Origin of the sequence: Paenibacillus sp. FSL H3-0457 (assembly GCF_037981725.1) — a bacterium.
GTDB lineage: Bacteria > Bacillota > Bacilli > Paenibacillales > Paenibacillaceae > Paenibacillus > Paenibacillus amylolyticus.
Genome location: NZ_CP150283.1, coordinates 4,167,896 through 4,194,170, shown reverse-complemented (window position 1 = coordinate 4,194,170; position 26,275 = coordinate 4,167,896). Strand labels below are relative to the sequence as shown.

Here is a 26,275-nt window from a genome sequence, read left to right as displayed (position 1 = left end):
TGAACACATCAGGTGATATAGATCACCGTAAAGCCACATCACTGTTTTTGATTACTCAACCTGGGTTAATGGAATGATAGAATATGATTGAACAAGAGAGGGGTCGGCCCGGATGTGGACTGCATTCATGTGGGGCGGCATCTCTGCCTCAGCGGTTGTCATTGGTGCACTCGCAGCCTTGTTTCTGAAGATTCCCAAACGAGTTATTGGCTGGATCATGGCGTTTGGGACAGGAACATTAATTGGTGCAGCGACCTTTGAACTTCTCGGAGATGCGCTGAATGATGGAGGAATAATACCTACCGCCATTGGATTTACGGCGGGTGCCGTCGTGTACACGCTGTTTGACCTGCTCGTTTCTGCAAAGGGAGGGGCGGGGCGTAAACGTTCGGCAAAGTCGGGAGACTCGAACCAAAGCGGGCTCGGGATCTTTGCAGGAACTGTAATGGATGCTATCCCGGAATCCATCATGCTTGGAGCCAGCTTACTGGCTGGCAACGGTGTCAGTGTGGTCCTGGTAGTATCGATCTTTGTCAGCAACATTCCTGAAGGTCTGTCCAGTACGGTTGGACTACAGGGCAAATACAGTCGTGGCAAAATCATATTAATGTGGCTTAGTGTACTATTGATCTCCGCGATTGCAGCACTGGGTGGATATCTGTTTCTGAAGCAGCTTCCAGAGGAGATGGGTGCAGCGATTGGTGCATTTGCAGGTGGCGGAATCATTGCCATGATCTGCTCGACGATGATGCCGGAAGCCTTTGAAGAGGGTGGGCCAATTGTGGGTTTGATTGCATCCATGGGATTGCTTGTGTCGCTGTTGCTGGATCTGTAGATGACAGAATAAGCTTCCGATCTATGGGTTGAATTTATATAAAAAGAGTATCCGAACAGAGTGGTTTCTGATCGGATACTTTTTTTTGCCAAAACAGCTTCCTCCGCATTCGCAAGTTTTCTACCTAATTCATTGGTTTCGGGCAGGCGGTTCAATTCTTTCCCTAAGCTGCTCCAGTTGAAGAATAAGGATGCAGTTTCCTGTAACCTGAAGCAGTCCCTGAGATTGCATCATAGTAAGTTTGCGACTTAGTGTTTCGGGTGTAATCCCGAGCAGCAGAGCCATATCTTTTTTGAAAACAGGCAAGCGGATCTCATGTTTTGCATGATTGCGGGTATGAAAATACAAAAGCAACTTGGCAATCTTCTGTTCGGTTGTCATCGCACTGAGCGAGCTGTTCCATTCATCTGTTTCACGGAGCAGCTTGGTAATGGCAAGCAGGAAATGATAAGCAAGCTTCGGATCATGTTCAAGTAATTGGTCAAAGTCATGCTTGCTGATAGAGCAGATGGCTGAAGGCTCCAGAACTTCGGCGTTCGCGGCATGTGGTTTTTGGTGTAACAGGGAATCTTGTCCGAAGAAATCTCCGGGAAACAGAAACCGGATAATATGTTCCTTGCCATTTTCATTGTATTTGGATAACTTCACACATCCCTGATGAACCACATAAAGCGTATCGGAGCGTTCTCCCTCCTGGACAACAACTTCGCCTTTGTTATATTTGCGGGTATGCAGAAGGGAGATCAACAAGGCAACTTCGGATGGATCAAGATGCTGGAACAGAGATACTTTGGAGAAACAGGCATCCTTCGCTTCGTGTGTACAGATCATCGTTTAATCACCTCGAATGGTTCAGGATAGGTATAGCCATTATCTATTGTCATGTCTCAGTGAGACATCGCGGGTCCACCATGATCAGTTCCATCCTTGGTCACACGCAGAACAGCGGCAGCTCCTTTGGCTACATGGTTGAACTGATGGGTTACAATCGCATAATCACCTTCTTCGGTCACGGTGAACTCTACGACAGCTCCACCACTTGCGGGAAGCATAACCGTCTGTATTCCATACTGGATGTTGCGTGGATTCCCATCGGTATACACACGGTCCATAATGGTACCCACAACGTGGAAGGATGAGACTTCATTGGGTCCGGCATTACTGACATAGATCCGCACCGTATCCCCTACTTTGGCTAACAGGGGATGTTTTATTAATCCATAATCATTGCCGTTAAATACGACATAATCCGGTTCCCCGTTCAAAAAAGCTTCATAATCATGTTCTTTGTACCATTCACTCTGAACAAGGGTATACTCACGGTCTACCAAGTGATCGGAAGGGTATCCTGCTTTGGGATCAACAATAATCATGCCGTACATCCCGTTTGCGATATGGGCAAGAACCGGTTTAGTTCCACAGTGATACATGAATACACCGGGTGAGGAGGTTGGATAGGTGAACGTACCTTCCTTGCCTGGCATAACATCAATAAATTTGCTGCTGGGAGCAGCATGTACAGCGTGAAAATCCATGGAGTGAGGCAGGCTGGAATCTTTATTTTTCAACGTGAACACCAAGGTATCTCCCTCGGTCACTCGTAGGACGGGTCCGGGGACGGTACCATTAAATGTCCAAGCGTTGTATATCACTCCTTTGGAGATTTCGACATCTGTAACCTGGGCCGTCATTTCAATATATACCGTAGTACCTTCTCTGCGAATGATCGGGTCCACCGGGGGTTGACTGATCGCAGAGGAGGAGGAGGAGGAGACTTCATCGTGGTGAACAGGTTTAACCGTGTCGGTTGAACTACAGTGAGAGAGAGTTGCTGTGAATATAGCAAATACGAGTGACCATTTGTATACATTCAGTAAGGAGAACATAGTTGCACAACCTTTACTCAAGTGATGTTTTTCACAATCTAAAAAGCAGGTTTTCTTTCATTTCAGTAGTTATTTAGTTATAGATTACGTTATTGAGGTGGAGACGGGTGTGATGAGGCACACACTTGGGTATGTCGTATTAGAGGCATTTCCAACAATCTGTCTTCAATTGTTGTGCTGAGCAACGGAGTTTCATATAATTTTAGAGAGATGGATTGGTAAATGTTGAGTATTTTGACGCTGTGTATGTCGTAGTTTTAGAAGAAAGGTGGATACAGGATGAAACGTTTCGAAGATGAAGGTGCGTATAAGTATAGTTTCTATTCGGTCCTTCGACGGGGAGAGCGGATTGATGTGAAATGTCCCAAATGCGGTGGGCACGCTTCGATTGATCAACGGAATGGTCAACTGGGATGGAAGTGTTACGAATGTTACGCTCAAGCTTTTGAAGAACCAGTATATCAATATAAAGCCAAGGGGAATTGTGCTGTATGTGAACGTTGGTTTAACGTGGAAGTCGCAGACGAGAAGAAGACGTCTCACCGATCGACGCATGTGGAATGTCCGCATTGTAGTTCTGTTAATCAGGTTGAATTACACGCCAAGCCGACATACCAAAGGTGTTTTTCCGAGATTTGTGCAGGGAAAGATCCTGTGTTCGGGCTGGAATTATACTTCCTGGATAATTTCAGAGGAAAAATAATATGGGCTGTGAATCGGGAGCATCTGAATTATCTCATCGCTTATGTCTCCGCAGATCTGCGTGTAAAATACGGAAATATGCCTATACGAACGGCTTCACATAGTATTCCGGCTTATATCAAGGATGCGAAGAACAGGGATGTGGTTGTTCGTACACTGTCGAAGCTTCAGCACAAGACTGGATGAGACTGAAATTGAAGAGTTAAAGCCGCAAGGAGAGAAGAAATGAAACTACGAGTTAAACTTACTATTTTTGCAGTCATTCTGGGTATGTTGATGATTCCGGCTTATTTTATTTTACAGACATTTGGTGTATTTCAAAAAGAGACAGTATTATCTGACTATGCTCTCGCCGTTGATGTTAATGGGAAGTCCTATGGGGCCTGGCCGCTGATTAACAGTTTTGCAGCGATGGACAAAGAGGAAGATAACCGTCAGTTTTATTACCGGATTGATATGAATCATATCCAATACCTGTTTAATCTGGCTTATAAGGAGTATGATGTGAAGCCAGGCGGGGACAATCCGTATCTGGCTGGTACTGTAAACTATCAACGTACAGATCACAACTATGTACAGACCGAGAGACAGTATGAGAACGCCAATGATTTCACAACGGTTTTGAATCTGTATGATCAGGATGGGCAGGTGATCTACACCTACAATAACACCGGCAAGGGAGATAAACAGCTGGTAGAATCCATCATTCATCAGGGAATGAGCCGTAATAGTGGCGGTAGTAGCGAAGCTGCCCGCGATCCGTATATCAATATTACGGCGTTATTCCGTGACAAGCTGAACATCGATGTGAAACTGACGGTGGATGAGGAACACAAAGTGGTTACCATTCGAATGAACAAATCGGAGGCGAGATGATGAATGAGTATGGTGTACAACAGGGACCTGCTTATCTGGAAGGATTAATTAGGAAGGAAGAGAACATAAAGTCCGATGAAGTGGAGTGGAAAGGCAAACTTCAAATGAGTGATGGTCATGATAAATTCCATATTTTTTATTATGGTGACTTGACTGAAGATGATCTGATTACCTGGCATGATTCGACACCTCTTCTTGTATATGCGGAGCATACGGTCACGGGTGAGCGCTATCTGCTCATTGATACCGCCAAGCACGGCTATGATGCTATGTTATGTGAGACCTATTCGGAAGACGCACTACATGACAGACCCCTTCGTCCTTACCTGGATGTTGAAGGTGAGGACATATTTGAAGTAGAGTTGACGGCTTACTACAATGTGCCTTGGGATGAAGAGTTTGGCGAAGATGTAGATGAAAATGGTGCATATGAACTGATTACGGGAGAGAGCATGCATTTTGATCAGGTCAAGCGTGATGGATATGATGCCTTTGCCGTTCGCATTCTGAATCGTAAAGGAGTATGGACTGAAATTGTACAGGAAGAACTGGCTTAGATCCTGAAAACGAATGAACCAAACTGAGATGGGAGATGTCGACAAATGTATATTGTATCCCGTGTGCTTAAGCCGGTTCCAACAGAGGAACTGGATCACTTTGAACAACAGCACGGCATCTCGCTACCTTTATCATACCGCACCTGGATTGAGCACTACGGGGAAGGTACATATACGGGGTGGATGAATGTGCAGAGACCGGACCCAGAAGTGTTGAAGCCTTTTGTTGAATATGATTTTTGGATACATACGGATGATTCGCCTATAAGTCAGCATCAACTTGAGCAGTGCATCTCCATCGGCAGTTCTGTAGATGGAGATTTCCTTGCTGTTCATCCGGAAGTTGAGGGGCTGTTGTGGCTACCGCGTCATGATGAAAATATCACCTTATGGACATGCTCGGAGACTGAATTTGGCGAAACGCTGGACCGGATCTATTGTGGGTATTACCATCAGGATAAACCAATAACGCCACTTTACTTTGAGCCGTGGAATGAGCTGCGGAAACATACGTTTTACCATTTTTCAGGGACGGAACAGGGAAGCTCCATGAAGGAACTCGCCGATACATGCAAAACAGAATTTAAGTGGGATGCTGTGTTGGAGAATGAGTACATGTGCAAGATGTTCATGGTGTCGATGGGAGGATATTTACGATTTAACTATGCAGCTGGGAGAGAAGTTGCCCTGTTCTATGAAGAAAAGAATGGTGCGGAGGAGGCGACGGATAACGAAATCAGTATGTTCTTGCAGGCACATCATTGTACGGCATATGAATAGAGGCAGAGTGGAGGGACACCTATGAGTTGGTTAAAGGAAGACATTGCGGAACAATGGCGCAATGAAGGCAAGCGTTATGCAAGGGATGTCAATGCATTTGTCCGGAGAAGTATGCAGGGAGAGCAACCGGATGAATCCGAGTTGGAGGTAGACTCCAGAAGCGGAATGAGTACTGAAGTATTCCATATGGTGAGACAGGCCAATCTCCATGGTGATGTGGAGGTGCTTCGACATGAGCTACCCGCAGCGACGTGGCCATTGAACGAGGCGTTTCAGGCTTCCATGCAAGCGGTCAAAGTTGTAGGTTATCTGAACGAGGAAACGATTGTATGTAATACGGGGATTTTCACGGAGAATAGTCAGATATATACGATGGATCAGCACGGATGGCAGTTGATCTCTCCATATACTTTTGCAGGTTGCTCATCGGATGGACTTGACTTTGCGCTTGCAGGACCGGATGGGATTCGTATCATTCGTCAGCCAGATCGCAAGTTGGAAGGACAGGAGATAGCGACATATCAATGGGAAGATATTCAAGCCCGGATACAGTCGGCATTACCTCGGATTGAATCACTTGCGGACTGTGAGCATCCCGAACGGACACTTGAAGGACTTATACCTATAGATGAAGGCAAAGCACTACTCATACATTCAAGATACGGGATATATCTCGTCACACAAGCCCAGGTAACCTTGCTTCATCCCGATCTGGCAGAGATCGAAGAGTATGAGCTAGAGGATACACAGATAGATATGGGACATGCAGCTGTATCAAGGGATGGTAGATGGATTGCCTATGGCAGCCAAGGAAGCAATCATATGGTGATGGACCGTCGGCTGAGCAAGACATACTCTCTCTATCCAGAATCGAGCTACCCTCATTATGCAGCATTCACCAGTGATAACCAGACCGTCTGGTTTAACGCATGTCATTTCTATAACGGGGTCACGATACAGGTCCCGCTGGAATCAATTGCAGGCAACGAAACGAAGGAAGATTGGCCAGTGATGGATGAGAATGCACGTGTGTATGCAGCAGTGGAAATAGAGGCGGGTATGGTGCTTGGAGATGCATACGGTTATCTGTATTGTGTGAATAACAAGGGAAAGGAAGTATGGCGCCATTTTGTAGGTAGTACGATCTATTCTCTCGCTGTATCACCAGAGCAGTCCAAGCTGGCAGTTGGTACATATGGTGGCATGCTGCATGTGCTTGATCTTTGTTCCACAGAAATGGACGAGTACGGGATCGGTACAGGCACTCTTCGGGAGTTGGAGCGGTATGTGTTGTGGCGTGGAGAAGAACCTCTTCGCTGGTAAGGTCGTATTACAACCTGCAAAGGGGTGAAGGGATGGAACGTGAAGAGGCTGTAACGTTATTAAAATGTCACTCCTTTTCTTATGATGATCTGAGTCATCCCAAGATGGAGAACGGTTTTATTGGCAGTCTGCGGCCTTTCCGTGGACATTTGATTAAGGAGAATTTTCATGAGTTGATGGAGATACTGCGTGTTCTGGCGTCCGAACTTGCACGGCCTTCACTGGATCGGGAAGTCATGGCATGTCTATGGGGAATTACTCATATGGCCCGTGCTTGGGCCGTTGAACCCGAAGGCATGCTTCGCAGCAACAACCTCATTTCCGACGAACAGGTGACATTGATGGAACAATGGCTTAATTTGTTATCTTACGCAGTCATGATTCTAATTGAAGGCGGCGGAGAGGAAGAAGCGTTCTGGGAATATCATCAGTATCTACAAGAAGAGAAGAACTGAGTTAGGGGAGGTGTGGTGAGATTGGAGCCGAATGTATCATTAAACGTGCTAATGGACGAGCTGAATCACTTGTTAGATGAGAAAATACAGGATCAAGAGATTCGACAATTGTTTGAAGAATATCAACAGCGGGAAAGTGCATCCGAGGAAAGTCTGGATCTATTCGAAAAGGAGTATGGCGTCCGGCTGCCTGGCGATTTTCGTGCCTTTTACCAAAGGAAAGACGGCAGTGGCTACGGGTTGCATGTGCTGTACCCGGGTGATGCCGAGACGGGCAGATGTACACCCTTTTATCTGATGTCATTGGAAGAGATTCGAGAGACCAAACAATACTTCTGTGAAGTGGATGAGAAGCTTGAAGAGTATTATTCTGCCGAAGAGATCAGCCAGCTGGACCCGGAGATCAAACCATACCTTTTCCATAAACCATGGATTCCTTTTGCAACAATTGCAGGTGGTTCACTGTATCTGATGCTCGATTTTGATCCAACGGCGGAAGGCACGTATGGGCAGGTTATTATGTACGTGCACGATCCGGGCTTTGTTTATTACCTTACACCTACCTTCACGGATCTCCTCAGCATGTCGAACCGTAATCTGAAGATGATGGATGAGATCACCTATTAAAATCCTGCACGAGTAGACAATTCCTCCAATAATAAAGAAGCTGCCGAAGCAACTCCTTTATCTGAACAAGTACTTTGAATGAGTCTAATGATTACCACTGGAAGAAACGATGTCCATGAAATCCTCCACCTGGAGGTCCTCCGTGTCCACCTGGACCACCCGGCCCGCCTCCATGAGGTCCGCCTGGATAGCCACCTCCTGGGAAATGACCAGGGTGTCCACCGGGGTAACCACCGCCGGGATATCCACCATGCCACCAAGGACCACCGATCGGATATGGTAGTGGAACAGGAACGATGGGCGGGTATGGATAGGGATAGGGATAAGGGTAAGGATACGGTGGGGGTGACGGATAATAAGGGTAAGGATAACCCGCAGATTGCGGGGATGAAACTGAACCAGGGCCGTATGCCATGTAATAAGCCTCCAATGACTGGATTGATGATATCAGCCTATGCCACAGTGGTTTCAGATGATACAGCAGATTGAAGATTGATGAATAATGAGTAATGAGGGGGAACATATGGTAGCCGTAGCTTTTCACACTGATCCAAGAGGAACGGCCTATGAACTGTTGATTGACGAATTGATCGAGAAGACAGACCGGTTTATGCTGGTTGATAGACAAAGGTACGAAGAGAACGAGATACCGGAAGTAGTTCGTGTGTTAGAGAGATTGAAGCCCTATCTTGTGGAACGTGCTACGATGGAAGAAATGATGCTAAAAAGCGGAGCCTATTATTCCGAAGGCACCTATTATACATATCGCTGTACGCCGGAATCGGGTCACGTGCTCAAAGAAGAAGCCAATCGTTTTCATGATTGGTGTTATCCGTCATTGCCGGACGATCTTTGCTTTATGACAGAAGACGGAAATGATTATTTTTTCTCTGTGGCCCATGAGCATATGTACGGTATGAGGATTACATACAAAGAAGCGAGTGAACTTATGGAGCGGATTCCAGGGTTGTTCTTTGAATTGGACCGTCATAAAGAAATTGATCATCTCCTGGACGATGCGATCAGACATCAGACCGATAAGCTGGATATCAGCTTACATGGTTTAAGTGAGCTTCCCGAACGAATTCGGGAGTTGAAGCACTTGAAGGAGTTGACGATTTTTGAGCAGAATCTGTACTCACTCCCTGCAAGTCTGTTTGAACTTACTTCATTGGAAAGATTGGTCATTAAAACGTTGGATCTGGAGTGTATTCCGGCAGAAATCGGGAAATTGAAGCAACTTCAAGAGTTAAGAATTTATTGTGGCAGCCCTTTTGAATCTGCACCTGGTTGGAGGCCCAAACCACAAACTGAGTTGGGATTAAATTGTATCCCGCCTGAGATTGGTGAATTAAGTGAGCTGAAGTATTTGGAGATCGTATATTCTGGTATACGTGAACTCCCCCCGGAGTTGGAAAGACTGAAGAATCTGCGTGCTTTACTGGTGACAAATGCACTGATTGAGGGAACTCCGGATGTTGTCACAAGAATGCATTGGCTGAAGTATGTAGACTTAATGAATATTCCATTTGGAACCCATTGGGAAGAAGTCTGGGAAATGAAAAAGAACATGTAACAAATAGAGCCCTGCTCTCGGGATGTCCGAGTAAGGGATATTTGTTATGCGAGGAGAACTTGGCGGAAATGGGCTCACGTATCTGGGCGCTGGGCATAAGCTGGCATATAGGTTATGACCTAAACCGAGAGCGAAGGGCAGGCGTTTTATTTTGGCAACCTCATACATGGATTACACTTTACCAACCACCGAATTTACTTACGATTTGAGCAATAACCCGTTATTCAAGAAGGATGAGAACAACTATATTAACGCTCTTTCCATCAAGCAGTTAAACACACTGGGCAATGTTTCTTTACTGGATATTTTCCTCAACACGGGCAATGTGGTTGAACCACATACGCATCAGAATGCAACGGAGTTGGTATACTGCATCAGCGGTGCGGCAGTTGTTTCCCTCATTAATCCATTTACCAACGAGCTTCTTCATTTCCCGATTACTCCGGGGCAGGTGGCTAACGTTCCTCAAGGCTGGTGGCACTATGAAGTGGCCACTGCAGATCACACGCACTTACTCGCAATCTTTGATGCTCCGGTTCCTGAAGCGATATTTGGCTCAGACACCTTACGTCTTACACCTGCAAAACTTTTGGCTTATACGTACTGTCTGGATGAGAAAAAAGTTCAAGAAGCACTTGCTCCCATTCAAAAAACAGTGATTATTGGCCCGCCGGCAGATTGCCAGCCTTCAATTGCTCCTGCCTCTAACAGTGCTCCAAATGTGAATCATCAGCCTTACGTAATGCCTAATGTACAACCCAATGTACAGCCAAACATGCAACCAAACATGCAACCAAACACACAACCCAATGTACAACCAAACATGCAGCCCAATACACAGCCAAACAACCAACCAAACATGCAACCTTACGTGAACCGTCTTCCGTACTGGGGCACTTGGGTTGATCCACGTATTATTCATGAGCCGGGCTGTCCGTATTATAGAGAGCTTCCTATGAATACGAATAATCAAGAGGAAAGATGACGGTCATGAGGCGAGGTTTATCTAATACACATAAGTATTTCAGTTAAATTAGGTATAGCAAAAGAAGCGTCCGCAAAGGAACGCTTCTTTTGTTGATTAAAGGTGTCTTCAAACCTGCTGAAAGCCGATGCATACCTGAACGTGTCCAGAGCATGGAGTGCTATCGAATCGTAGGCGTCTTAATCAAGGATTTAAGGCGTGCCCAAAAATCTAAAGAATCTGAGACATGTTATATCAGAATAAACAGCCGTATGAAGTGTTTTTAGCGGGGGATTTTGGGAAATAACGAGTCTGAGTTTCCTTACAATTTAAAAAGAGAACCTGACGGCCTAATAAGACGTCCTGTGTTCCTTAGAAAATGGTCTACCCTTCCCCAGAGTCCGCAGGATGGTGCTTCCAGACTTTTTAGGCGCTGACATCCATCATCGATAGCTTGCCTGAGGTTAAAGAAGAACAGCTATTTAATTTACGATGTGTAATTTCGTCCTAAGCCAAGCTCCGTTAATAATTGACGATAAGCAATCGAAGTACGGTCTGCGGGAATATGGGCCTCGGCATGCAGATCTAGGGGCAGATCCTCCGGTTTCTGTGACTCGACCATCTCGCGGTCTTCTTCAAATACCTGCAAGTTGAACTTGATTGTGTCTTCAATCGGAGCGTCTTTGTCAAAGTTGCGTGTGATTGGACAGAATAGACGTGTATAACGGGCAGAGATCGGCGAAGCACAATTCAGAATATTCAGCTTGTCGTCTCCTGGGAAATGTACCGTAAGAGAAGCCGCAAAAGGTGGGAACACTCGAAACTCGCGCAGCCATTGGAAACCTTCAGGTGCAACAAGATCCTGCCCTTTGCCATAGTTACTCACCGTACTCCAATACTCGGCCAGTAACTCATTACCTTCGCGTTTCACTTTGTATTGGGGGACTTCGGTGTTGTTTCGGTCACCAAACGTTTCGGTATGCACATAGGCAAAATGGGATACATCCAGGAAACCCTCCATTTGTCGTCCAGAGGAACCAGCAATGTCAAAGTTGGGTGGCAAAATATTGATATAATCCGGATCATCCCATCCAGGGAAGGAGGGGATCTGTTCTTCTGCTCCTGCCAGTGTAGTCCATATTAAGCCATAACGTTCGACTGCCGGGTACACGATAAGTTTGAGCTTAGGCGAGATCTTGGAGCTTGGGTGCGCAGGTACGGCGGTACATTTTCCTTCACAATTATAACGGAAACCATGATAAGGGCAGACAATCTCGCCATTTTCTACCCAGCCTTTACTAAGTGGGGCCCCGCGGTGAAAACAAAGATCCTTGGCTACCACAATCTGATCATTACTGCGGTAGAGAACAAGCTTCACATCGAGTAATTGAGCAGCCAAGGGTTTGTCTGTTACTTCGGTTGCTTGGGCTACCGGGTACCAATATTGGGATAATACATGCCAGTCTTCGGCGGTGAACGTACAGCCTCTAGGCAATTCGGACGTCACATTACGGTTTGCATTGGAAGTTATCATAGGAAACACTCCTTGCTGATATGGATAAACGATTCTCTTTTTATGTTAGAAAAGTTAACTTAATTAGCCGTATGTTACTACTCTTTTGGTCAAAATATCAATATATCCAACCTACTTTTGGTTGAAATCACAAACGCTACAGCAAAAACCGTACATGAATACGGAAAAACGCGGATTTTTCTTACATTAGATGTTAATTGTAAAAAGAGAACAACCTTTCCAGTATGTTTTTCCATTACTGATTATTAACTCCATGGAGGTTGTCCTGTCATCAGAATCTAAGTGTGAATATTCGTTAGTTGAGCAACCATTCTTGTGGGCATAAAAAGATTTTCGCAAAGAATGTCACAGATCCCGGCTGTCATTTGTCTACAGTATGTAAACCAAATGACGGAGGCGAATGAGAAATGAATTTAAGAACGAACTACAGAGTAGCGAGTCCAGGCGCATTTAAAGCGATGATGGCGATGGAGCAATATATATCCGGGCAATTTGAGAATAAAGTGTTATACGAGTTGTTGAAAATCCGCGTGTCCCAGATTAATGGCTGCGCCTTTTGTCTCGATATGCATGCCAAAGATCTGATGAAACTGGGAGATTATGCGGATCATATTTTATTGCTGAGTGTGTGGCGTGAAGTGCCTTTCTTCACGGATCAAGAACGTGTTATGCTGGAGCTGGCTGAAGCGGTGACCCGAATCTCGGAACACGGTGTACCCCTTGCGTTGTACGATAAGGTCCGTGAACATTTCAGTGAATCCGAACTGGTGGATCTGATCCTGGCCATTAACACGATTAATAACTGGAACCGCATTGCGATCACAACTGGGATGTATCCGGGTTGCTTTAACTAAAATACACGCACCATGCCAGAGGGGGCCATTCTTATGAATTCCAATCTCCACGCCAATGAGCCAGAAGTGTCTTCTCTGGATGTTGGTGAGTTGTATATTCGTTATAAAAAATATGCATTTTCAATAGCTTATCGCATGTTGGGCAGTGTGGCAGAAGCTGAAGATATTGTGCAGGATTGTTTTGCGGGGATTCAGAGCACGTCTGCTCAGGATATTCGTAATCCCAAATCCTACATCGCCAGATTGGTGGTGAATCGAAGTTTGAATCTGCTAAATTCCGCCCGTAATCAGCGGGAAAGTTATGTTGGTGAGTGGCTGCCAGAGCCGATGGGTGACAGTGAAGAGGCGAACATGCCAGAGGAAACGATGGAGAAAAAAGAGCTGATCTCCTACGCCTATCTGGTCATGTTGGAGCGTCTATCGCCCATGGAACGGGCTGTTTTTGTCCTTCGTGAAGCGTTCCGATATGATTATTCCGAAATAGCGGATTGGCTGGGCAAAACGGAGAGTAACTGCCGTCAAATCTTTAGCCGTGCCAGACGAAATCTGCCCGAAAAACTTCCGCCGATCGAGCAGAGTGATGCGGATATGATAGCCAAAGGTGAATTGCTGAGCCGTTTTACAACGGCTTTCCTTCGTTATGACGTCTCTGCCATGCTGGAGTTATTGGCAGATCAGCCTGTATTTACAGCAGATGGCGGTGGCGTTGTGCATACGGTTATGAGAACAATGAATGTGCACAAAGGTGTGCTTGCACTCCTGACCTCACGGCGAGTCCTTACGCGATTGCGTGAAAGGGAATGGGTACCGATGTGGATCAATGGCGAACTTCAACTCGCGTTGATGAAAGAAGGGCAGTTGTCCGAGGTACTCTGTTTGGAGTTGGACGCTTCCGTAGAGCGGATTGAGGGTGTGTATCTCGTCGTCAATCCGAACAAACTTACATCAATAGTGACTTAAACTCTTTGATCCAAACGTAAGGACTTGATATGTAAACTTAAAAGCGACAACCTCTGTCACGAGGATTGCCGCTTTTTTGGCATTCACATTTTGCGATTCAGCATCCGATTATTCACGGGCAAATTGTTGTTGAACAGGTTCAATGATTGCTCTGACTTCAGGTGTAAGCTCATCATTATTCTGATTGAGAACCAGTAAAATCTTTTCCATAGTGTCCAGAAGAACACTCTGCGTATCGGGCTCCCGGTAAGCCAAAGCTTTCTCGTAAGCCTGTTTCACCACAGGGTCCATGGTGCGAATTTCTTCATCCGTGTACCAATCATAAGCAGGCGTGTTGTCACTTCCGTAAAACAGATAATCCACAAATAACCCTTGCTTCACTGCTGATGTGCGATTGGAATTCGGGAAGTTGTTCAAAAAGGCTTCTTTCTCCAATGCACGCTGGATTAATTCGTTCCAAGAGATGATAATGCCCCCATCTGAAGTCGTCATTTGGTTGGACTCGGTAGCCATAATATTAATGTATGCAGCAATATCAGCCTTAACAAAAGGTTTGAACTTTTGATATATCTCATAATTGATGATGGGGTAATACAAGCCTTCACTGGTTTCAAGTTTGAACCCGAGATCTGATGCTTCCTGCAGAAGCTTCTTCACGGTCGGATCTTTAATTTCTTTGAGCAGACGACTATATGTAAGCTTTTGTTCGTAACCAAGTTGTTCATGGGCTTGAGATATGGCCTGTTGAAATTGTTCCGTATACATTTGGTAGTCCATATTAGCCAATTTCACGTTCTGCATGTTCTCCAGTTGCAGCGTCATTAGTGTGGCCTGCCAAGGGTCGACTTTATCGATATGATTCATCAGGTATTTACGCGCTTTAACCAGACTTTCTGTGGACTTCACTGCTTCTGTTCGATAGGTTTGGAACTGATGATACACCGCTTTGGAAGCGGGGAAAGGTGCAGCTAGTGTTGTTGAAGGTGTGAGTGTTGTGCCAATGGCAGTACAGCCGAGAGCCATAGCCAGTAAACCAAGTTTAGCAGGTTGCTTCCATCTCATTTGTATACCTCCCCATAATGAAGAAAAAGCCATTTGAATTCTCGTATAACGGCATTTCACCCTATTTTATATGTATGATCCGTAAGTTGAATATGTACGGGTTTGTCTTTGATTAAACCAGTTTCTGGTAACCAAATCAAGAGTCTTAAGCAGGATATGATTATAAATAACCAAAGAACAGCCCCTAAAACCCGCATGGGTTGAAGAGACTGTTCTGGGGAATCGGACTTTATTTTCTAATTAATGAAGTGGTTTATTGTTAATAGGCATCTGAGGTGCTCCGGTTGCTGGAATGTATGCCTGAAGCATCTGTTGTGTATCACTTGGGGTGAGTTGAGGTACTTGGTAATAGGCGTTTTTATTCTGGAACATGAAAATTTCATAGGCCATCTCGATAAAATGCTGGATCTGAGAAGCGATGACTCGGCGAACCGTTCCATTTGTGATCTCGCTACAGGACATACCGAGCAGACTCGCATGTGACTTGATCAGTCCCAGCATATGACCGCTAATCCCGGCATCCTTTATATCGGCCAAGCTCTGGTTTGGTTTTTTTGGTGCTGATGGCTTAAGGCCATATACCGGTGGTACGATGTTGGGGATCATGTAGGTTGCTGTCTCCTGATGAGGCTTCTGTCCGGATGCAAAACACTCTGCTGTCAGATTGTACTGGGATAATATGAAGTTGTACTGCCGGTCGAGAATGCCAATCAGTTCCTGGCTCTGCACAAATGTACGAAAGATCATGTATTGATCCAGGACGTTAATGGTGGAGGACAGAATCTCATGCACATCAAACATCTCATGGCCGCCATGATTCATCTCATGGCCGCCATGATTCATGTTAGGGGTGACATTTGGATTAGCATTCAATGTGGGTTGTACTAAATTTTGAGGGTGCATCGAATTTGGATTCATTGTAAATTTGATTCTCCTTTGGTAAATGGTATGATTCTATATAAGTTGAACGAAAGAATATATACACTTGTCACTCCGATGACAGAACAACCTTCCGATCGCTGTTATCCCCAGATTTTTAATTCGATTTTACAAAGGTGAAAATCCGGTGATAAGCTTATGCTTCCGAAGTAGCTTTCTTGTAGAAAAGCTTTTAGCGAACGCTTAGCTTCTGTAGTTTGTTTCTGTCCTCTGCGTTCTCGTGCAAATGTATAGTTCAACTTCTATAGTATGCTTGGAGAGTAGTAAATTTATGTAATGTTAGCAGTATACGCACAAATAGGAATAGGCATGGTGGTGGTTAAGATGGAAGAGACCGATTGGGGTGTAGCAAAGGATTTGTTCGTCAAACATTACGGGAGCGCTATACAGATGCATCGAGAAGGCGTGTATGCCGACTATAAGCGATGGGACGTACCCCAAGAGTTAGAGGAACAATGGATAGGAGAGCGAATTCAACAATTAAGTTCCGAGCTGTCTATCATGAATTGGGATGCGGTGGATGAACTTGCGTTGATTGCCAAACATCGGACAGAACCAAGTATAATTAAGGCCATTACAGCATTTGCTTCAAGACAATTGAAGAGTGCGGACAGTATGGTTCGTCTCGTGTATGCTGAACGTCTGATTGAGCTGATCAAACGGTATGAATCCTCTCTGCCAATGGACAAGTTACGAGAGACCTATCAACTGACGATGGATTTGCTGGTTGACGTGGCGACTAAACCGTTGGTGCTTGATCTAGGCCATGAATTACAGCAGTATGGATTAAAGGATAAACGAGGATTGAATTTGCGTGTGGAAAAGAATAAAGAAGAAATCATCCGATATTTTCGAAACTAATTGAATTTTATCAAGTGAGGTCAGAATCATTGAGAAAACTGAATTATATTCGCATATTTATTTTCCTTAGTGTGGTCACAATAGTAACACTTGGGTTGTACTATGTAGCCGCAGATTGGCTGGATCAGCGTTATTTCCGCTTCCTGATCTGGAATCTGTTCTTGGGCTGGATTCCTTTTGTGTTCTCTTATGCAGCCTATCTTCTAAGTGATGTGAAATGGAAAGGTGCCGCATGGCTTGCAGTCGCAAGTGGTCTGCTGTGGTTGTTATTTTTCCCGAACTCTTCTTACATTGTTACGGATCTGGTTCATCTGACAGCGAGAAGTTCCCGGTATTATGGTGGGAACGGGGTGGACTACACGTATTGGTACGACTTAAGTGTTGTATTAATGTTTGTCTGGACTGGACTCCTGCTTGGATTCCTGTCGATGTATCAGCTTCAGGAAGTGATCTATCACCGAATTGGACGCTGGGCATCCTGGATCTTTGTACTGGTAGGTTGTGCTTTGGGAAGTTACGGAGTATTGCTTGGACGTGTATATCGACTGAATAGCTGGGATGCACTGACGAATCGCGAGACGCTGATTGAGCTGATGCACGAAAGTGTAAGCCGTCCGTCTCTGGCGTTTTGCCTGTTTTTTGGCACGTTTATCACTACAATCTATGCCACATTGTATTATCTGATCAATACGAGGGCTCCCCGTGAAAAGAAGAAGAGTGCAGGAAGTCCCGAATCGGACCTGCAAGCGTTACGCTAACCTATGTTGTTTTGAGGCATGGAGCCAGATAGACTTACGGTAAAACGAGTGGAACAAGTGATTGAACAGCATTTGTGCATGCTTTGTCAAACTTAATCTTACGTTGTCTGAAGAAGGGTTATTTCCTTTTATAAGGGAGTAATCCTTCTTTTTATGAAAATTTGGCAGGTATGCAGGATATGAGGAAGAATTAAGAATGAGAATGTAATGAATACATAGACAAGTAGGTGAACAACAAAATGTTGAATCCAGTAGAGCTGACAACAAAAGTAGAAGAAGTCATGGAACGCGTGAATTTTTCGGGTGTTGTATTACTCCAGCAAGCCGGGAAAACCCTTTTGAATATGAAACGTGGTTATGCGAATCGCAGTGAAGAGCTTGCCAATCAGGTGGACACACGCTTTGGAATTGCATCAGGATGTAAGATCTTCACGGCAGTGAGTGTATGCCAACTGGTTGAAGCAGGCAAGTTGTCTGCGGATTCCAAGCTTACGGATGTGTTGGATGTGGAGTTTCCACTGTGGGACAAAGGGATCACCATCCAGCAGTTGTTAACACACATGTCAGGCATTCCGGATTATTTCGATGAAGAAGTGATGGATGACTTTTCAGAATTGTGGAAAGACAGACCCGTCTACGCGATGCGGCGTTTAAGTGACTTTCTGCCCATGTTTCAGCATCTGCCAATGAAGTCTGCTTCGGGTGAACGTTTTCATTATAATAATGCGGGTTTTATTGTGCTGGGGCTTGTCGTGGAACAACATTCAGGACTGGCGTTTACAGATTATGTGGAAGAGCACATTTTCAAAAGGTGTGGCATGAAGGACTCCGGTTATTACGTAACAGATCAGCTCCCGCGTAACACAGCTTTAGGGTATATCGATCATGAAGATGGCTCTTGGAACACCAATATGTTCTCTATTCCTGTCAAAGGTGGATCAGATGGTGGAGCCTATGTTACGGCACCGGATATGATTCGGTTTTGGGATGCTTTGCTGGGTCACCAATTGTTGAATGAAGAGTCGACACAGCAGTTATTAACTCCACATGCTCATCAAGAGGATGAAGAGTATTATGGGCAGGGTATCTGGATTGACCGCAAGGGAGAAGCGATTTTCAAATTTCATGTCATGGGGTTTGATCCAGGGGTGTCTTTCATGTCTTCCGTGTATCCGGACTATGACCTACAACTGGTTGTGCTCTCTAATCAAGAGTCTGGTCCGTATCCAATAACAATTGCTATCGAAGAAGCTTTGGCATGACGAATAACCCTCAACCTATGGTCAGGTTATGGCCACAAGGTTGGGGGTTAATTGATCGAACAGGAAAGAAGGACTGCCTGCGTTTATAACATTTTCCGTAGCTCAGGGGCAATTAATCGAGGGAAAACATCCAGCGGAGGTTTCTCTTTCTTTCGTTTGTCATTGGTTAACACCGTAACAAGTTCGAGCTCTGGGACAATATATACATACTGACCACCAAATCCTCGCGCGTAATAATAATGGAGATTGGGTTGGTCGTCTTCAGCAGCAATATTTTCGGAGTCAGACCTTCCGTTCGGATAGACATCCACCCACCAATGCCAAGCATAACTGCCGTGATTGGGTGGAGTGACTGTAATGAAAGGCTGTGTCGAACGGGAAACGAGATCACTTGAAATGAGAGACTTACCCTCCCACATCCCTTGCTGTAGAAACAGCTGACCAAATTTCAGCAGATCTACGGGTAACATTTTAAGACCGAATCCGCCAGTATGTACACCTTGAGGGTCGCTTTCCCATTCATAATCCTTAATTCCCAGCGGGCCAAAAAGATAACGTTCTGCGAACTCGGCTACGTCCATACCTGCATTTTGCATCAGGATGGCGGATAGGATCTGTGATACTCCTGAATTGTATTCCATGTATGTACCCGGTTCATGACTTAAGCGTTGTTCCAACGCAAAATCCACCCAATGATCGGTGCGGGTCATGCGAGGAAATGAATTCTGCCCGCCGAACTCGTCCCAGTTGAATCCGGCTGTCATGGTAAGCAGTTGTTCCAGTGTGATCGCTGGTTTGCGCGGGTCAGGATCGGATGTCAACTGTGGAAAAAAGGTGGAGATTGGGGCTGATGCCTCAGGCAAGAAGCCTTTATCCATCGCTATACAGATGAGGGCGGATAGCACACTCTTGGTACATGAATTGATTTTTGCAATATCAGTCGCAGCCTCTTGGTTGCGGTAGTGTTCGTACATAATCTCACCGCGTACGCTGACGAGGCAGCTTCGCAGATCCAGTTGTGGAACGATCTGTTGTAATTTGGATGACAATGATGAAGGATTCATAGTGTCCTTTCTGTGCGGTTGATTTGTTATAGGATTTTGTGATAGCCCGTTATCGCTCTAAAGCATTTGAAGGATGTAGACTTAACATCGTTTGGGATTGTTAGTTTGTCCCAGTATATAGTCTACACTCACATTATGGAATTCTGACAGCTTGATAAGTACAAAGCTTGGAATATCTAAAGCGCCAGTTTCATAACGAGAATATGTTGTTTGAGAAATTTTCAGCATCTTAGCCATTTGTTGTTGAGTCAGATCTTTATCTTCTCTTAGATCACGAATTCTTATATACATAAATATCACCCTTGATCAGCTTACTCTATGCGGAAACTGCATATTGATTTTTATGCAATTTTCGCATAAAATTAAACCGAGCTAATTAATGAGTTTTTACTGTGAAAAGATTATTAGGGAGGGATTGAAATGAAAAGCATATTAGAAGAAATCTATTATGGTAATCTGAGACCAGAGGAGAATATTGTTCCTAAAGATTCGGAGTATCGATCTATTAATAAGGAGATTACAACTAATATCGAGAAATTTCAGAAAAAGCTTTCGGAGGATGACTTTAAACAGTTGGAGGAACTATTAGATATGACGGATCAAGTTCACTCTATGCATTCAAAAGAGGCTTTTGCGAGTGGTTTCAAAATTGGGACGTTGATTATGATCGAGAGTCGTTTCACAAGTTGATACGTTCAACAAAAAATAGATAATTTGTGTAAGTATTGAGATATTTTTTAGCTAAGTAGTGGAAACGATAAATTCTATGCATTATGCTTGAGAAACAAAAGGTTATACGAATTGATTTTGTAATGAGTTATATTGATTTCAAAGGTAAGGTGAATTTAATTGAATAACACAATTTTAGGTAAAGTTTTTACACAGAGGACTTTTAAGGATTTGTTAAATGGAAGAGAAAATGAGAACTACTCTGCTTGTATGAATAAGTACTTAAATAATATTGGAAGTATTAATAACATTTTTGTTGTTGAAGAGCTTTATAATTTTTTGAAAACGAGATATCGTAATGAATATTATTATAAAAACACACTTCTTAATAAGTTATTACTTGGTAAACATAGTTTGAAAACTACTGTAGCATTAAGCGAAATTCCTATTGAGAAATCTAAAGCGGATTTTATTCTGATAAATGGTAAAGCAGTAGTTTATGAAATAAAAACAGAACTGGATTCTTTTGATAGATTGAAAAGTCAGATTAATGATTACTATAGTGCATTTAATCATGTATGTGTTGTAACGTGTGAATCAAACTATAATAAACTAAATAATTTATTGAATGATACTCCCGTAGGAATTTATGTTTTAACAAAAAAAGATACTCTTAGTATTCGAAAAAAACCTATTGAAAACAACACAATGCTTAGTCATCAGGCTATTTTTAAGTTATTAAGGAAAAGCGAATATGAAAGAATTATAAAAAAAGTATTTGGTGGAATTCCCCAATCTAACCAATTTGATCATTACAAAAACTGCTATAATCTATTTATGAGCATTGATATCCATCTTGCTTATAAATTCGTATTAGAAGAGCTAAAGTTACGGAATGTTAAGGAGGTGGAGTGGTTTAAGAGTGTCCCATTACCTCTTAAAAGTCTAGTTTATTTCTCAGATTACAAAAAGAAAGATTATGTTGAACTTAGTGCATTTTTAGATAGTGAATATAGGGGGTAAAAAATATGTATTTTCCATACCTAAGAGCCAAGCAATTTGAATTAATAGCATTAAGAGAGTTGTTGGAGAACAAATTAATTGGAGAGAATATCTTTCCTATTATAGAACCTTTGAAACTCTCTCCAACATTGATAAAAACGATGGAGCATTACACTAGAGAAAATCGACTACTAGGGATTGTACAAAATCCAAAAGTTGGAAATTTTTTGGATAATTTCGATGAGGGAAATGAGAATAGATTTTCTGAAGCATACAAAGAAATTATGCGTAGTCCATATCTTGTTAATTGTTATGTAACAAACGAAAATTTCAAATCAGAATTAAATCAGCAGTTATCATTAGAAAATCTTAATAACGATGAAATTATTCTTATTCATGATTCAAGAGAATATTTAAATGACTATTCCTTAGATTTTTCAGTAGTTCATCCTAAGTATAATCTTGTCCCTGATGAAAGTATTTATAGAAGAACGGTTAAAAAAAATAGGATACTGTTTAGAGATAAGTTTATCAAGCAATCAAGAAACACGGATTATACTAAAATAGAAGACGAATTTTATTCAGATGATCATTTGTACTTTATGGATGAAGGTTATGAGGGATTTGCTGATTATTCAATTATTGGAGCAGAGTATAGCGAAGCTGGATTTGCTCCTTATGCTGTAGCAATTCATATTGTTTATTTTGACGTCAACAAGAATTTAAGAATCAAGCATTTTGTATCAGACTCTAACAAAGATACCAGAGACCCAGCTGGAAAATTTGGAGAAGCGCTAAAAAAATTAGTAGAGTGTAATGAACTTTCCTCCATTAATACTTACGGACTTAACCAATTTCGATATCATTATGATAACGGGACTTATCCGGGATTAGGAACAGTGAAAAAACTTTCTGTAATGCATCATTTTGAATTAATTAGTCGTTATTTGGATGAGGTGAAACAATGATTTGTTGTTCATTTTGTTTCAAAGACCCTGAGATAAAAGATGTCATTAAGTCATTGCATAATACAGGTGATTGCGAAGTTTGTGATAAAAGAAACACTTTTGTCTATGACACTACAGAGCCCAATAAGGATTTAATTCAATTATTTGAAGGGCTTCTTGAAGTTTATAGGTCTACGAGCCTGCTTCCAGAAGGTTTTCCTAAAGAAGAGCGTGATTTTCTGCGCAATGATTTGTATGAAAGATGGAATATTTTCAATATTGATAAAGAAAAGATAGGCCCATTAATGAAAAATATATGTTTTCAGAAATATCTAGAAGATCCAGATCTCTTTGATGAACCTGTTGGAATTATTTCACTGCACAAGGACGACTACATAAAAAACTCAATATTAAAAAATAATACGTGGGAGGATTTTGTGAAAGGAATAAAACATCATAATAGATTTCACACTGACTACTTTAATCTGGATGTTTTTGAACTTTTTCTAAAATTTTCTCAAAAATCATATTCGAAAAATGAAACTTTTTTCAGAGCAAGAATTTCTAACTCAGATGGATTAACTTTAGATAAAATGGGCGCTCCTCCTATGCATCTTGCTTCAGACGGGAGGGTCAATGCATCAGGTATTAGTTGTTTATACGTATCTGATGATAGAGAAACAACTATACGAGAAATCAGGGCGGGAGCACATGATTACGTTACTATAGGAAAGTTTAAGTTATTGGAGGATATTACTATAGTTGATTTGATGAATTTACATCAAATAAGTCCCTTTAAAACAATTGATATTATTGATTTTTCTCAGCATGCGGTTAACAGAAAGCATTTAGAAAAGATAGGTAGAGAAATAGCTAAACCTCTTAGAAGACAGGATAGTGCATTGGATTATCTTCCTACACAGTATATAAGTGATTTTATTAAAAGCAGAGGTTTTCAAGGGATTGAATATACAAGTACGTTGCACGAAGGAGGGAGAAATATGGCAATATTTAATCAAGAATTGTTAGAATGCACAGAGGTTTCAGTAGTCAAAATTAAAGAAGTAAATTACAGTCATGTGCCTCAAGTAAGATAATAATAAAATCATATTGTTATTTTGCATGTAGGGGGAACTGTCTTGTTCAATATCGGAAATGAAGGATAGTTTGAAACGTTTCCTGATTATTCTAGGGCAATATATGAGGGAGATAGCCGGTGCAGTAAAAGAAATGGATCTGGAAGAAGAGATTACGCTCAGTAAATACATAGCATTGACGCCACTCGATCTTGCCTTAATCTGCAATCAACCAGAAGTGGTTAAGTTGTTGGTGGAGCATGGAGTTAATCTGAATGCCAAAAATAATCCGTCTATCCTGAAGGCAGTATTTGAAGAGTTCTTGGCAGATCCTGTTTCAGCTGTAGAGCATTTTTTGAAATAGATGGATTGTATACAAACTTTTTATTAACCTCTTTCCTATTTAACATATGGAAGAGGTTTTTACCATTATGAACATGCCAATATAGGAAAAATATCATATGAAAAATGAACTATGTTAGTGCGTATTAAGGTTAGAAATGGTAAAATATCAATGCCTAAACATGAACAAGTAGATGAAAGATAATTAAATATAGGAAATAGTGTAGAATGAGTGTTTTAGCAAAAAAACTTTATAGTAAATTATAGTAATCTAATACTGAATTGAGGAATTAAACATGGCGATTATTGACGTAATTAAGTATGATGGCTCACCTGATGTATTTGCTTGGAAACATCCCGAGACTGAACTGGGAACATGGACTCAGTTAATTGTGAATCAATCTCAACAAGCAATTCTTTTCAAGGATGGAAGAGCACTTGATATGTTTGGACCCGGAAGGCATACGCTGAGTACTGCAAATATCCCAATCTTGAACCGTCTCGTTAACCTTCCCTTCGGAGGGAAGTCACCTTTTGCAGCAGAAGTATGGTATGTCAATCAAGTAAGCGCATTGGATGTTAAGTGGGGAACGGCGAATCCGATTCAGATCCAGGATCCCAAGTATAATATTATTGTTCCCGTAAGAACATTTGGACAAATGGGAATTAAAATTTCGGATTCACGAAAATTTTTGGTCAAGCTTGTGGGAACACTGCCTGAGTTTAACCAAGCTAATATGATTAATTACTTCCGTGGGTTGATTATCATGAATATTAACTCCATGTTGTCATCATATCTAATACATAGAAAAGTAAGTGTTTTGGAGATCAATGCATATATCGCCGAGATATCACGACATTTTGCAGATACGGTAGCTTCTACTTTTGAAGAATTTGGTATTGAGTTAATCAACCTGTATATTCACAATGTCAATCTGCCCGAAGAAGACCCTTCCGTCATTCGATTAAGAGAAGCGTTGGCACGCAAAGCTGAGATGGATATCATTGGCTACACATATCAGCAAGAACGTTCGTTTGATACGCTTGAAGGTGCAGCGAAGAATGAAGGAAGCATGCAGTCAGACATCATGGGCGCAGGGCTTGGTATGGGCATGGGGGTTGGTCTGGGTGGTTCTTTCAGTGGCGAGATGTCCCAGATGTCTAAAGTGATGTCTACGAAGGAAACGCCTGCAGTAAGTATATGTAAGCAGTGCCATCATCCGAATCAGGAGAACAGCTCTTTTTGCAGCAAATGTGGCAATTCATTAGCCGAAAAATCGGTAGCAACAACAGATTGCAACAATTGTGGACATGCCATGCCAAAGGGAACCAAATTCTGTCCTAACTGTGGTGACAAATACCATGCATGTCCTTCATGTGGGGCGGATAATGCGGAGAACGCATTGGAATGTATCCAATGTCATCAACCGATGCCTAGCCCATGCCCAAATTGTAACCATATGAATTCCGGTCATACAAAATTCTGTGGCAACTGTGGCACAAGTTTAAGCTTGAAATGTAGTCGGTGCCAACATGAAGTAAAACCCGGCCAGAAGTTCTGTCTCGATTGCGGAAACAATCTGCAAGAAGGAGGACAGGCATAGTGATGGTAAAACGGAGCAATCTCTTGATTTTGGATGTCGTCTATTTAATATGCATGTTAGTATCATCAATCGTTTCTTTTACGCTGTTTAATCATGCGCTTCTATCGTTTTCTTTTTGGATGAATCTCGTTGCTTCTTATGTAGCGATTACGGCTATTTGGATCTACGCACGGTTCATCATGCAAAATATGGATCGGTTTAAACGGTTTGTTCCAGGTTACACAGCGTTAGGAGTAGTATTGGTTATTTATCTGATTTGTGTGATGATCTACACGTTGTTAACAGGTTCAGCAGATCATGCGCTTCGTTGGTTCGTATTGTTACACACGGTAACGATTGCGATCGCAATTATTTTGTGCGGAATCATTATGATCTATATTCAGAGTGCGCGCCGTCATGAAGCAGATGAACATACAAAAATCGTAAACTTACAATTAATCGAAAAAGCTTTACAGCAATTGCTTCATACCATGGTGCAACAACCCGTCCTAACTGTGGAAGAGGAGCGTAAAACCGTTCAGTCATTAATTGAACTTGTAAAGTATAGTGACCCAATCACTCCGGATTCACTTGAGAAAAATGACCGCCAGATCTTGCTGGACATTGAATTGATGAACAGTGAGCTTGCAAATCAGTACGAAGCAGGGGAATTGGTAAATAGTGAACGTTTTGCTTCGCAACTATCCCAGTTAAAGTTCCGTTTGAAAGAGCGCAATCAACAGATCATGACAAGCAAATCATAAATTGCAGGAGGAGAAAC

Annotated in this window: 30 protein-coding genes; 22 read left to right on the top strand and 8 right to left on the bottom strand. The window is 42.7% G+C overall.

Annotation, left to right across the window (positions count from 1 at the left end):
* Positions 1-112: 112 nt before the first annotated feature.
* Positions 113-835, top strand: coding sequence for a ZIP family metal transporter (locus MHH25_RS18510; protein ID WP_340017769.1), 723 nt, complete (start codon positions 113-115; stop codon positions 833-835).
* A 129-nt stretch (positions 836-964) separates the two neighbouring features.
* On the opposite strand, the gene MHH25_RS18505 is transcribed toward MHH25_RS18510, so the two are convergent.
* Positions 965-1,666 carry a Crp/Fnr family transcriptional regulator gene (locus tag MHH25_RS18505; RefSeq protein ID WP_340017768.1) on the bottom strand — a complete coding sequence of 234 codons (702 nt, stop codon included), beginning with the start codon at positions 1,664-1,666 and terminating at the stop codon, positions 965-967.
* 56 nt (positions 1,667-1,722) lie between these two features.
* Positions 1,723-2,721 carry a multicopper oxidase domain-containing protein gene (locus tag MHH25_RS18500; RefSeq protein WP_340017767.1) on the bottom strand — a complete coding sequence of 333 codons (999 nt, stop codon included), beginning with the start codon at positions 2,719-2,721 and terminating at the stop codon, positions 1,723-1,725.
* A gap of 279 nt (positions 2,722-3,000) precedes the next feature.
* On the opposite strand from MHH25_RS18500, the gene MHH25_RS18495 reads away from it, so the two are divergent.
* From MHH25_RS18495 to MHH25_RS18465, 7 genes are read left to right on the top strand one after another with little or no spacing between them, the layout of a single operon-like run.
* Entirely contained in the window at positions 3,001-3,609 is a 609-nt protein-coding gene (locus MHH25_RS18495) for a hypothetical protein (RefSeq protein ID WP_340017766.1), read from the top strand.
* 39 nt (positions 3,610-3,648) lie between these two features.
* Positions 3,649-4,299, top strand: coding sequence for a hypothetical protein (locus MHH25_RS18490; protein ID WP_036672890.1), 651 nt, complete (start codon positions 3,649-3,651; stop codon positions 4,297-4,299).
* Positions 4,296-4,856: a hypothetical protein gene (locus MHH25_RS18485; protein ID WP_340017765.1), complete on the top strand. Its 561-nt coding sequence runs from the start codon at positions 4,296-4,298 to the stop codon at positions 4,854-4,856. Before MHH25_RS18490 ends, MHH25_RS18485 begins: the two co-directional genes overlap by 4 nt.
* Positions 4,857-4,901: 45 nt before the next feature.
* Positions 4,902-5,636 (top strand): SMI1/KNR4 family protein, encoded by a 735-nt coding sequence (locus MHH25_RS18480; RefSeq protein WP_036672888.1) that lies wholly within the window; start codon positions 4,902-4,904, stop codon positions 5,634-5,636.
* Positions 5,637-5,657: 21 nt separating this feature from the next.
* Complete coding sequence (locus tag MHH25_RS18475; protein ID WP_340017764.1) at positions 5,658-6,959, top strand: hypothetical protein; 1,302 nt, start codon at positions 5,658-5,660, stop codon at positions 6,957-6,959.
* Positions 6,960-6,991: 32 nt separating this feature from the next.
* Positions 6,992-7,414 (top strand): hypothetical protein, encoded by a 423-nt coding sequence (locus MHH25_RS18470; protein ID WP_036672886.1) that lies wholly within the window; start codon positions 6,992-6,994, stop codon positions 7,412-7,414.
* A gap of 21 nt (positions 7,415-7,435) precedes the next feature.
* Positions 7,436-8,041, top strand: coding sequence for an SMI1/KNR4 family protein (locus MHH25_RS18465; protein ID WP_340017763.1), 606 nt, complete (start codon positions 7,436-7,438; stop codon positions 8,039-8,041).
* A gap of 91 nt (positions 8,042-8,132) precedes the next feature.
* On the opposite strand, the gene MHH25_RS18460 is transcribed toward MHH25_RS18465, so the two are convergent.
* Positions 8,133-8,456, bottom strand: a complete 324-nt coding sequence (locus MHH25_RS18460) for a hypothetical protein (RefSeq protein ID WP_253501211.1) — start codon at positions 8,454-8,456, stop codon at positions 8,133-8,135.
* A gap of 108 nt (positions 8,457-8,564) precedes the next feature.
* Here MHH25_RS18460 and MHH25_RS18455 point away from each other — a divergent pair, with 108 nt between their 5' ends.
* The gene (locus MHH25_RS18455; protein WP_340017762.1) at positions 8,565-9,617 is read left to right on the top strand and encodes a leucine-rich repeat domain-containing protein; all 1,053 of its coding nucleotides are present in this window, start codon (positions 8,565-8,567) and stop codon (positions 9,615-9,617) included.
* Between the two features lie 151 nt (positions 9,618-9,768).
* Complete coding sequence (locus MHH25_RS18450) at positions 9,769-10,602, top strand: cupin domain-containing protein (protein WP_340017761.1); 834 nt, start codon at positions 9,769-9,771, stop codon at positions 10,600-10,602.
* Between the two features lie 466 nt (positions 10,603-11,068).
* On the opposite strand, the gene MHH25_RS18445 is transcribed toward MHH25_RS18450, so the two are convergent.
* The gene (locus MHH25_RS18445; RefSeq protein WP_340017760.1) at positions 11,069-12,115 is read right to left on the bottom strand and encodes an aromatic ring-hydroxylating dioxygenase subunit alpha; all 1,047 of its coding nucleotides are present in this window, start codon (positions 12,113-12,115) and stop codon (positions 11,069-11,071) included.
* A gap of 407 nt (positions 12,116-12,522) precedes the next feature.
* On the opposite strand from MHH25_RS18445, the gene MHH25_RS18440 reads away from it, so the two are divergent.
* Positions 12,523-12,969 (top strand): carboxymuconolactone decarboxylase family protein, encoded by a 447-nt coding sequence (locus tag MHH25_RS18440; protein ID WP_036672879.1) that lies wholly within the window; start codon positions 12,523-12,525, stop codon positions 12,967-12,969.
* Between the two features lie 33 nt (positions 12,970-13,002).
* Positions 13,003-13,929 (top strand): sigma-70 family RNA polymerase sigma factor, encoded by a 927-nt coding sequence (locus MHH25_RS18435; protein ID WP_339186829.1) that lies wholly within the window; start codon positions 13,003-13,005, stop codon positions 13,927-13,929.
* Positions 13,930-14,037: 108 nt separating this feature from the next.
* Here the strand turns inward: MHH25_RS18435 and MHH25_RS18430 are convergent, their stop codons facing one another.
* Positions 14,038-14,991: a hypothetical protein gene (locus MHH25_RS18430; RefSeq protein ID WP_340017759.1), complete on the bottom strand. Its 954-nt coding sequence runs from the start codon at positions 14,989-14,991 to the stop codon at positions 14,038-14,040.
* A gap of 240 nt (positions 14,992-15,231) precedes the next feature.
* The gene (locus MHH25_RS18425) at positions 15,232-15,834 is read right to left on the bottom strand and encodes a spore coat protein (protein WP_340020523.1); all 603 of its coding nucleotides are present in this window, start codon (positions 15,832-15,834) and stop codon (positions 15,232-15,234) included.
* Between the two features lie 420 nt (positions 15,835-16,254).
* Here MHH25_RS18425 and MHH25_RS18420 point away from each other — a divergent pair, with 420 nt between their 5' ends.
* The 3 genes from MHH25_RS18420 to MHH25_RS18410 all read left to right on the top strand — a co-directional run bounded on the left by MHH25_RS18420 (position 16,255) and on the right by MHH25_RS18410 (position 18,811).
* Complete coding sequence (locus tag MHH25_RS18420) at positions 16,255-16,791, top strand: hypothetical protein (protein WP_340017758.1); 537 nt, start codon at positions 16,255-16,257, stop codon at positions 16,789-16,791.
* Between the two features lie 29 nt (positions 16,792-16,820).
* Positions 16,821-17,549, top strand: a complete 729-nt coding sequence (locus MHH25_RS18415) for a DUF1361 domain-containing protein (RefSeq protein WP_340017757.1) — start codon at positions 16,821-16,823, stop codon at positions 17,547-17,549.
* Between the two features lie 239 nt (positions 17,550-17,788).
* A complete protein-coding gene (locus MHH25_RS18410) occupies positions 17,789-18,811 on the top strand; it encodes a serine hydrolase (RefSeq protein WP_340017756.1) in 1,023 nt (340 codons plus the stop codon).
* Between the two features lie 83 nt (positions 18,812-18,894).
* On the opposite strand, the gene MHH25_RS18405 is transcribed toward MHH25_RS18410, so the two are convergent.
* Both MHH25_RS18405 and MHH25_RS18400 read right to left on the bottom strand, forming a co-directional pair.
* Entirely contained in the window at positions 18,895-19,875 is a 981-nt protein-coding gene (locus MHH25_RS18405; protein WP_340017755.1) for a serine hydrolase, read from the bottom strand.
* An 81-nt stretch (positions 19,876-19,956) separates the two neighbouring features.
* Entirely contained in the window at positions 19,957-20,166 is a 210-nt protein-coding gene (locus MHH25_RS18400) for a helix-turn-helix transcriptional regulator (protein WP_105599306.1), read from the bottom strand.
* Between the two features lie 129 nt (positions 20,167-20,295).
* On the opposite strand from MHH25_RS18400, the gene MHH25_RS18395 reads away from it, so the two are divergent.
* From MHH25_RS18395 to MHH25_RS18365, 7 genes are all read left to right on the top strand, one after another.
* Complete coding sequence (locus MHH25_RS18395) at positions 20,296-20,565, top strand: DUF6809 family protein (RefSeq protein WP_340017754.1); 270 nt, start codon at positions 20,296-20,298, stop codon at positions 20,563-20,565.
* A 159-nt stretch (positions 20,566-20,724) separates the two neighbouring features.
* Positions 20,725-21,567, top strand: a complete 843-nt coding sequence (locus MHH25_RS18390) for a sce7726 family protein (protein WP_340017753.1) — start codon at positions 20,725-20,727, stop codon at positions 21,565-21,567.
* A 5-nt stretch (positions 21,568-21,572) separates the two neighbouring features.
* Positions 21,573-22,514 carry a sce7725 family protein gene (locus MHH25_RS18385; RefSeq protein ID WP_340017752.1) on the top strand — a complete coding sequence of 314 codons (942 nt, stop codon included), beginning with the start codon at positions 21,573-21,575 and terminating at the stop codon, positions 22,512-22,514.
* Entirely contained in the window at positions 22,511-23,590 is a 1,080-nt protein-coding gene (locus MHH25_RS18380) for an RES family NAD+ phosphorylase (protein ID WP_340017751.1), read from the top strand. Before MHH25_RS18385 ends, MHH25_RS18380 begins: the two co-directional genes overlap by 4 nt.
* Before the next feature lie 70 nt (positions 23,591-23,660).
* Complete coding sequence (locus MHH25_RS18375) at positions 23,661-23,933, top strand: hypothetical protein (protein ID WP_340017750.1); 273 nt, start codon at positions 23,661-23,663, stop codon at positions 23,931-23,933.
* Between the two features lie 274 nt (positions 23,934-24,207).
* Entirely contained in the window at positions 24,208-25,515 is a 1,308-nt protein-coding gene (locus MHH25_RS18370; RefSeq protein WP_340017749.1) for an SPFH domain-containing protein, read from the top strand.
* Positions 25,515-26,258, top strand: coding sequence for a hypothetical protein (locus tag MHH25_RS18365; protein WP_340017748.1), 744 nt, complete (start codon positions 25,515-25,517; stop codon positions 26,256-26,258). The genes MHH25_RS18370 and MHH25_RS18365 overlap by 1 nt, the downstream gene beginning before the upstream one ends.
* Positions 26,259-26,275 lie beyond the last annotated feature (17 nt).

What these genes read in the sequence shown, in the direction of transcription:
- MHH25_RS18510 (WP_340017769.1), top strand. Translation starts at nt 113, where the DNA reads ATGTGGACTGCATTCATGTGGGGCGGCATCTCTGCCTCAGCGGTTGTC.
- MHH25_RS18505 (WP_340017768.1), bottom strand. Translation starts at nt 1,666, where the DNA reads ATGATCTGTACACACGAAGCGAAGGATGCCTGTTTCTCCAAAGTATCT.
- MHH25_RS18500 (WP_340017767.1), bottom strand. Translation starts at nt 2,721, where the DNA reads ATGTTCTCCTTACTGAATGTATACAAATGGTCACTCGTATTTGCTATA.
- MHH25_RS18495 (WP_340017766.1), top strand. Translation starts at nt 3,001, where the DNA reads ATGAAACGTTTCGAAGATGAAGGTGCGTATAAGTATAGTTTCTATTCG.
- MHH25_RS18490 (WP_036672890.1), top strand. Translation starts at nt 3,649, where the DNA reads ATGAAACTACGAGTTAAACTTACTATTTTTGCAGTCATTCTGGGTATG.
- MHH25_RS18485 (WP_340017765.1), top strand. Translation starts at nt 4,296, where the DNA reads ATGATGAATGAGTATGGTGTACAACAGGGACCTGCTTATCTGGAAGGA.
- MHH25_RS18480 (WP_036672888.1), top strand. Translation starts at nt 4,902, where the DNA reads ATGTATATTGTATCCCGTGTGCTTAAGCCGGTTCCAACAGAGGAACTG.
- MHH25_RS18475 (WP_340017764.1), top strand. Translation starts at nt 5,658, where the DNA reads ATGAGTTGGTTAAAGGAAGACATTGCGGAACAATGGCGCAATGAAGGC.
- MHH25_RS18470 (WP_036672886.1), top strand. Translation starts at nt 6,992, where the DNA reads ATGGAACGTGAAGAGGCTGTAACGTTATTAAAATGTCACTCCTTTTCT.
- MHH25_RS18460 (WP_253501211.1), bottom strand. Translation starts at nt 8,456, where the DNA reads ATGGCATACGGCCCTGGTTCAGTTTCATCCCCGCAATCTGCGGGTTAT.
- MHH25_RS18455 (WP_340017762.1), top strand. Translation starts at nt 8,565, where the DNA reads ATGGTAGCCGTAGCTTTTCACACTGATCCAAGAGGAACGGCCTATGAA.
- MHH25_RS18445 (WP_340017760.1), bottom strand. Translation starts at nt 12,115, where the DNA reads ATGATAACTTCCAATGCAAACCGTAATGTGACGTCCGAATTGCCTAGA.
- MHH25_RS18440 (WP_036672879.1), top strand. Translation starts at nt 12,523, where the DNA reads ATGAATTTAAGAACGAACTACAGAGTAGCGAGTCCAGGCGCATTTAAA.
- MHH25_RS18435 (WP_339186829.1), top strand. Translation starts at nt 13,003, where the DNA reads ATGAATTCCAATCTCCACGCCAATGAGCCAGAAGTGTCTTCTCTGGAT.
- MHH25_RS18430 (WP_340017759.1), bottom strand. Translation starts at nt 14,991, where the DNA reads ATGAGATGGAAGCAACCTGCTAAACTTGGTTTACTGGCTATGGCTCTC.
- MHH25_RS18425 (WP_340020523.1), bottom strand. Translation starts at nt 15,834, where the DNA reads ATGAATCATGGCGGCCATGAGATGAATCATGGCGGCCATGAGATGTTT.
- MHH25_RS18420 (WP_340017758.1), top strand. Translation starts at nt 16,255, where the DNA reads ATGGAAGAGACCGATTGGGGTGTAGCAAAGGATTTGTTCGTCAAACAT.
- MHH25_RS18410 (WP_340017756.1), top strand. Translation starts at nt 17,789, where the DNA reads ATGTTGAATCCAGTAGAGCTGACAACAAAAGTAGAAGAAGTCATGGAA.
- MHH25_RS18405 (WP_340017755.1), bottom strand. Translation starts at nt 19,875, where the DNA reads ATGAATCCTTCATCATTGTCATCCAAATTACAACAGATCGTTCCACAA.
- MHH25_RS18400 (WP_105599306.1), bottom strand. Translation starts at nt 20,166, where the DNA reads ATGTATATAAGAATTCGTGATCTAAGAGAAGATAAAGATCTGACTCAA.
- MHH25_RS18395 (WP_340017754.1), top strand. Translation starts at nt 20,296, where the DNA reads ATGAAAAGCATATTAGAAGAAATCTATTATGGTAATCTGAGACCAGAG.
- MHH25_RS18385 (WP_340017752.1), top strand. Translation starts at nt 21,573, where the DNA reads ATGTATTTTCCATACCTAAGAGCCAAGCAATTTGAATTAATAGCATTA.
- MHH25_RS18380 (WP_340017751.1), top strand. Translation starts at nt 22,511, where the DNA reads ATGATTTGTTGTTCATTTTGTTTCAAAGACCCTGAGATAAAAGATGTC.
- MHH25_RS18370 (WP_340017749.1), top strand. Translation starts at nt 24,208, where the DNA reads ATGGCGATTATTGACGTAATTAAGTATGATGGCTCACCTGATGTATTT.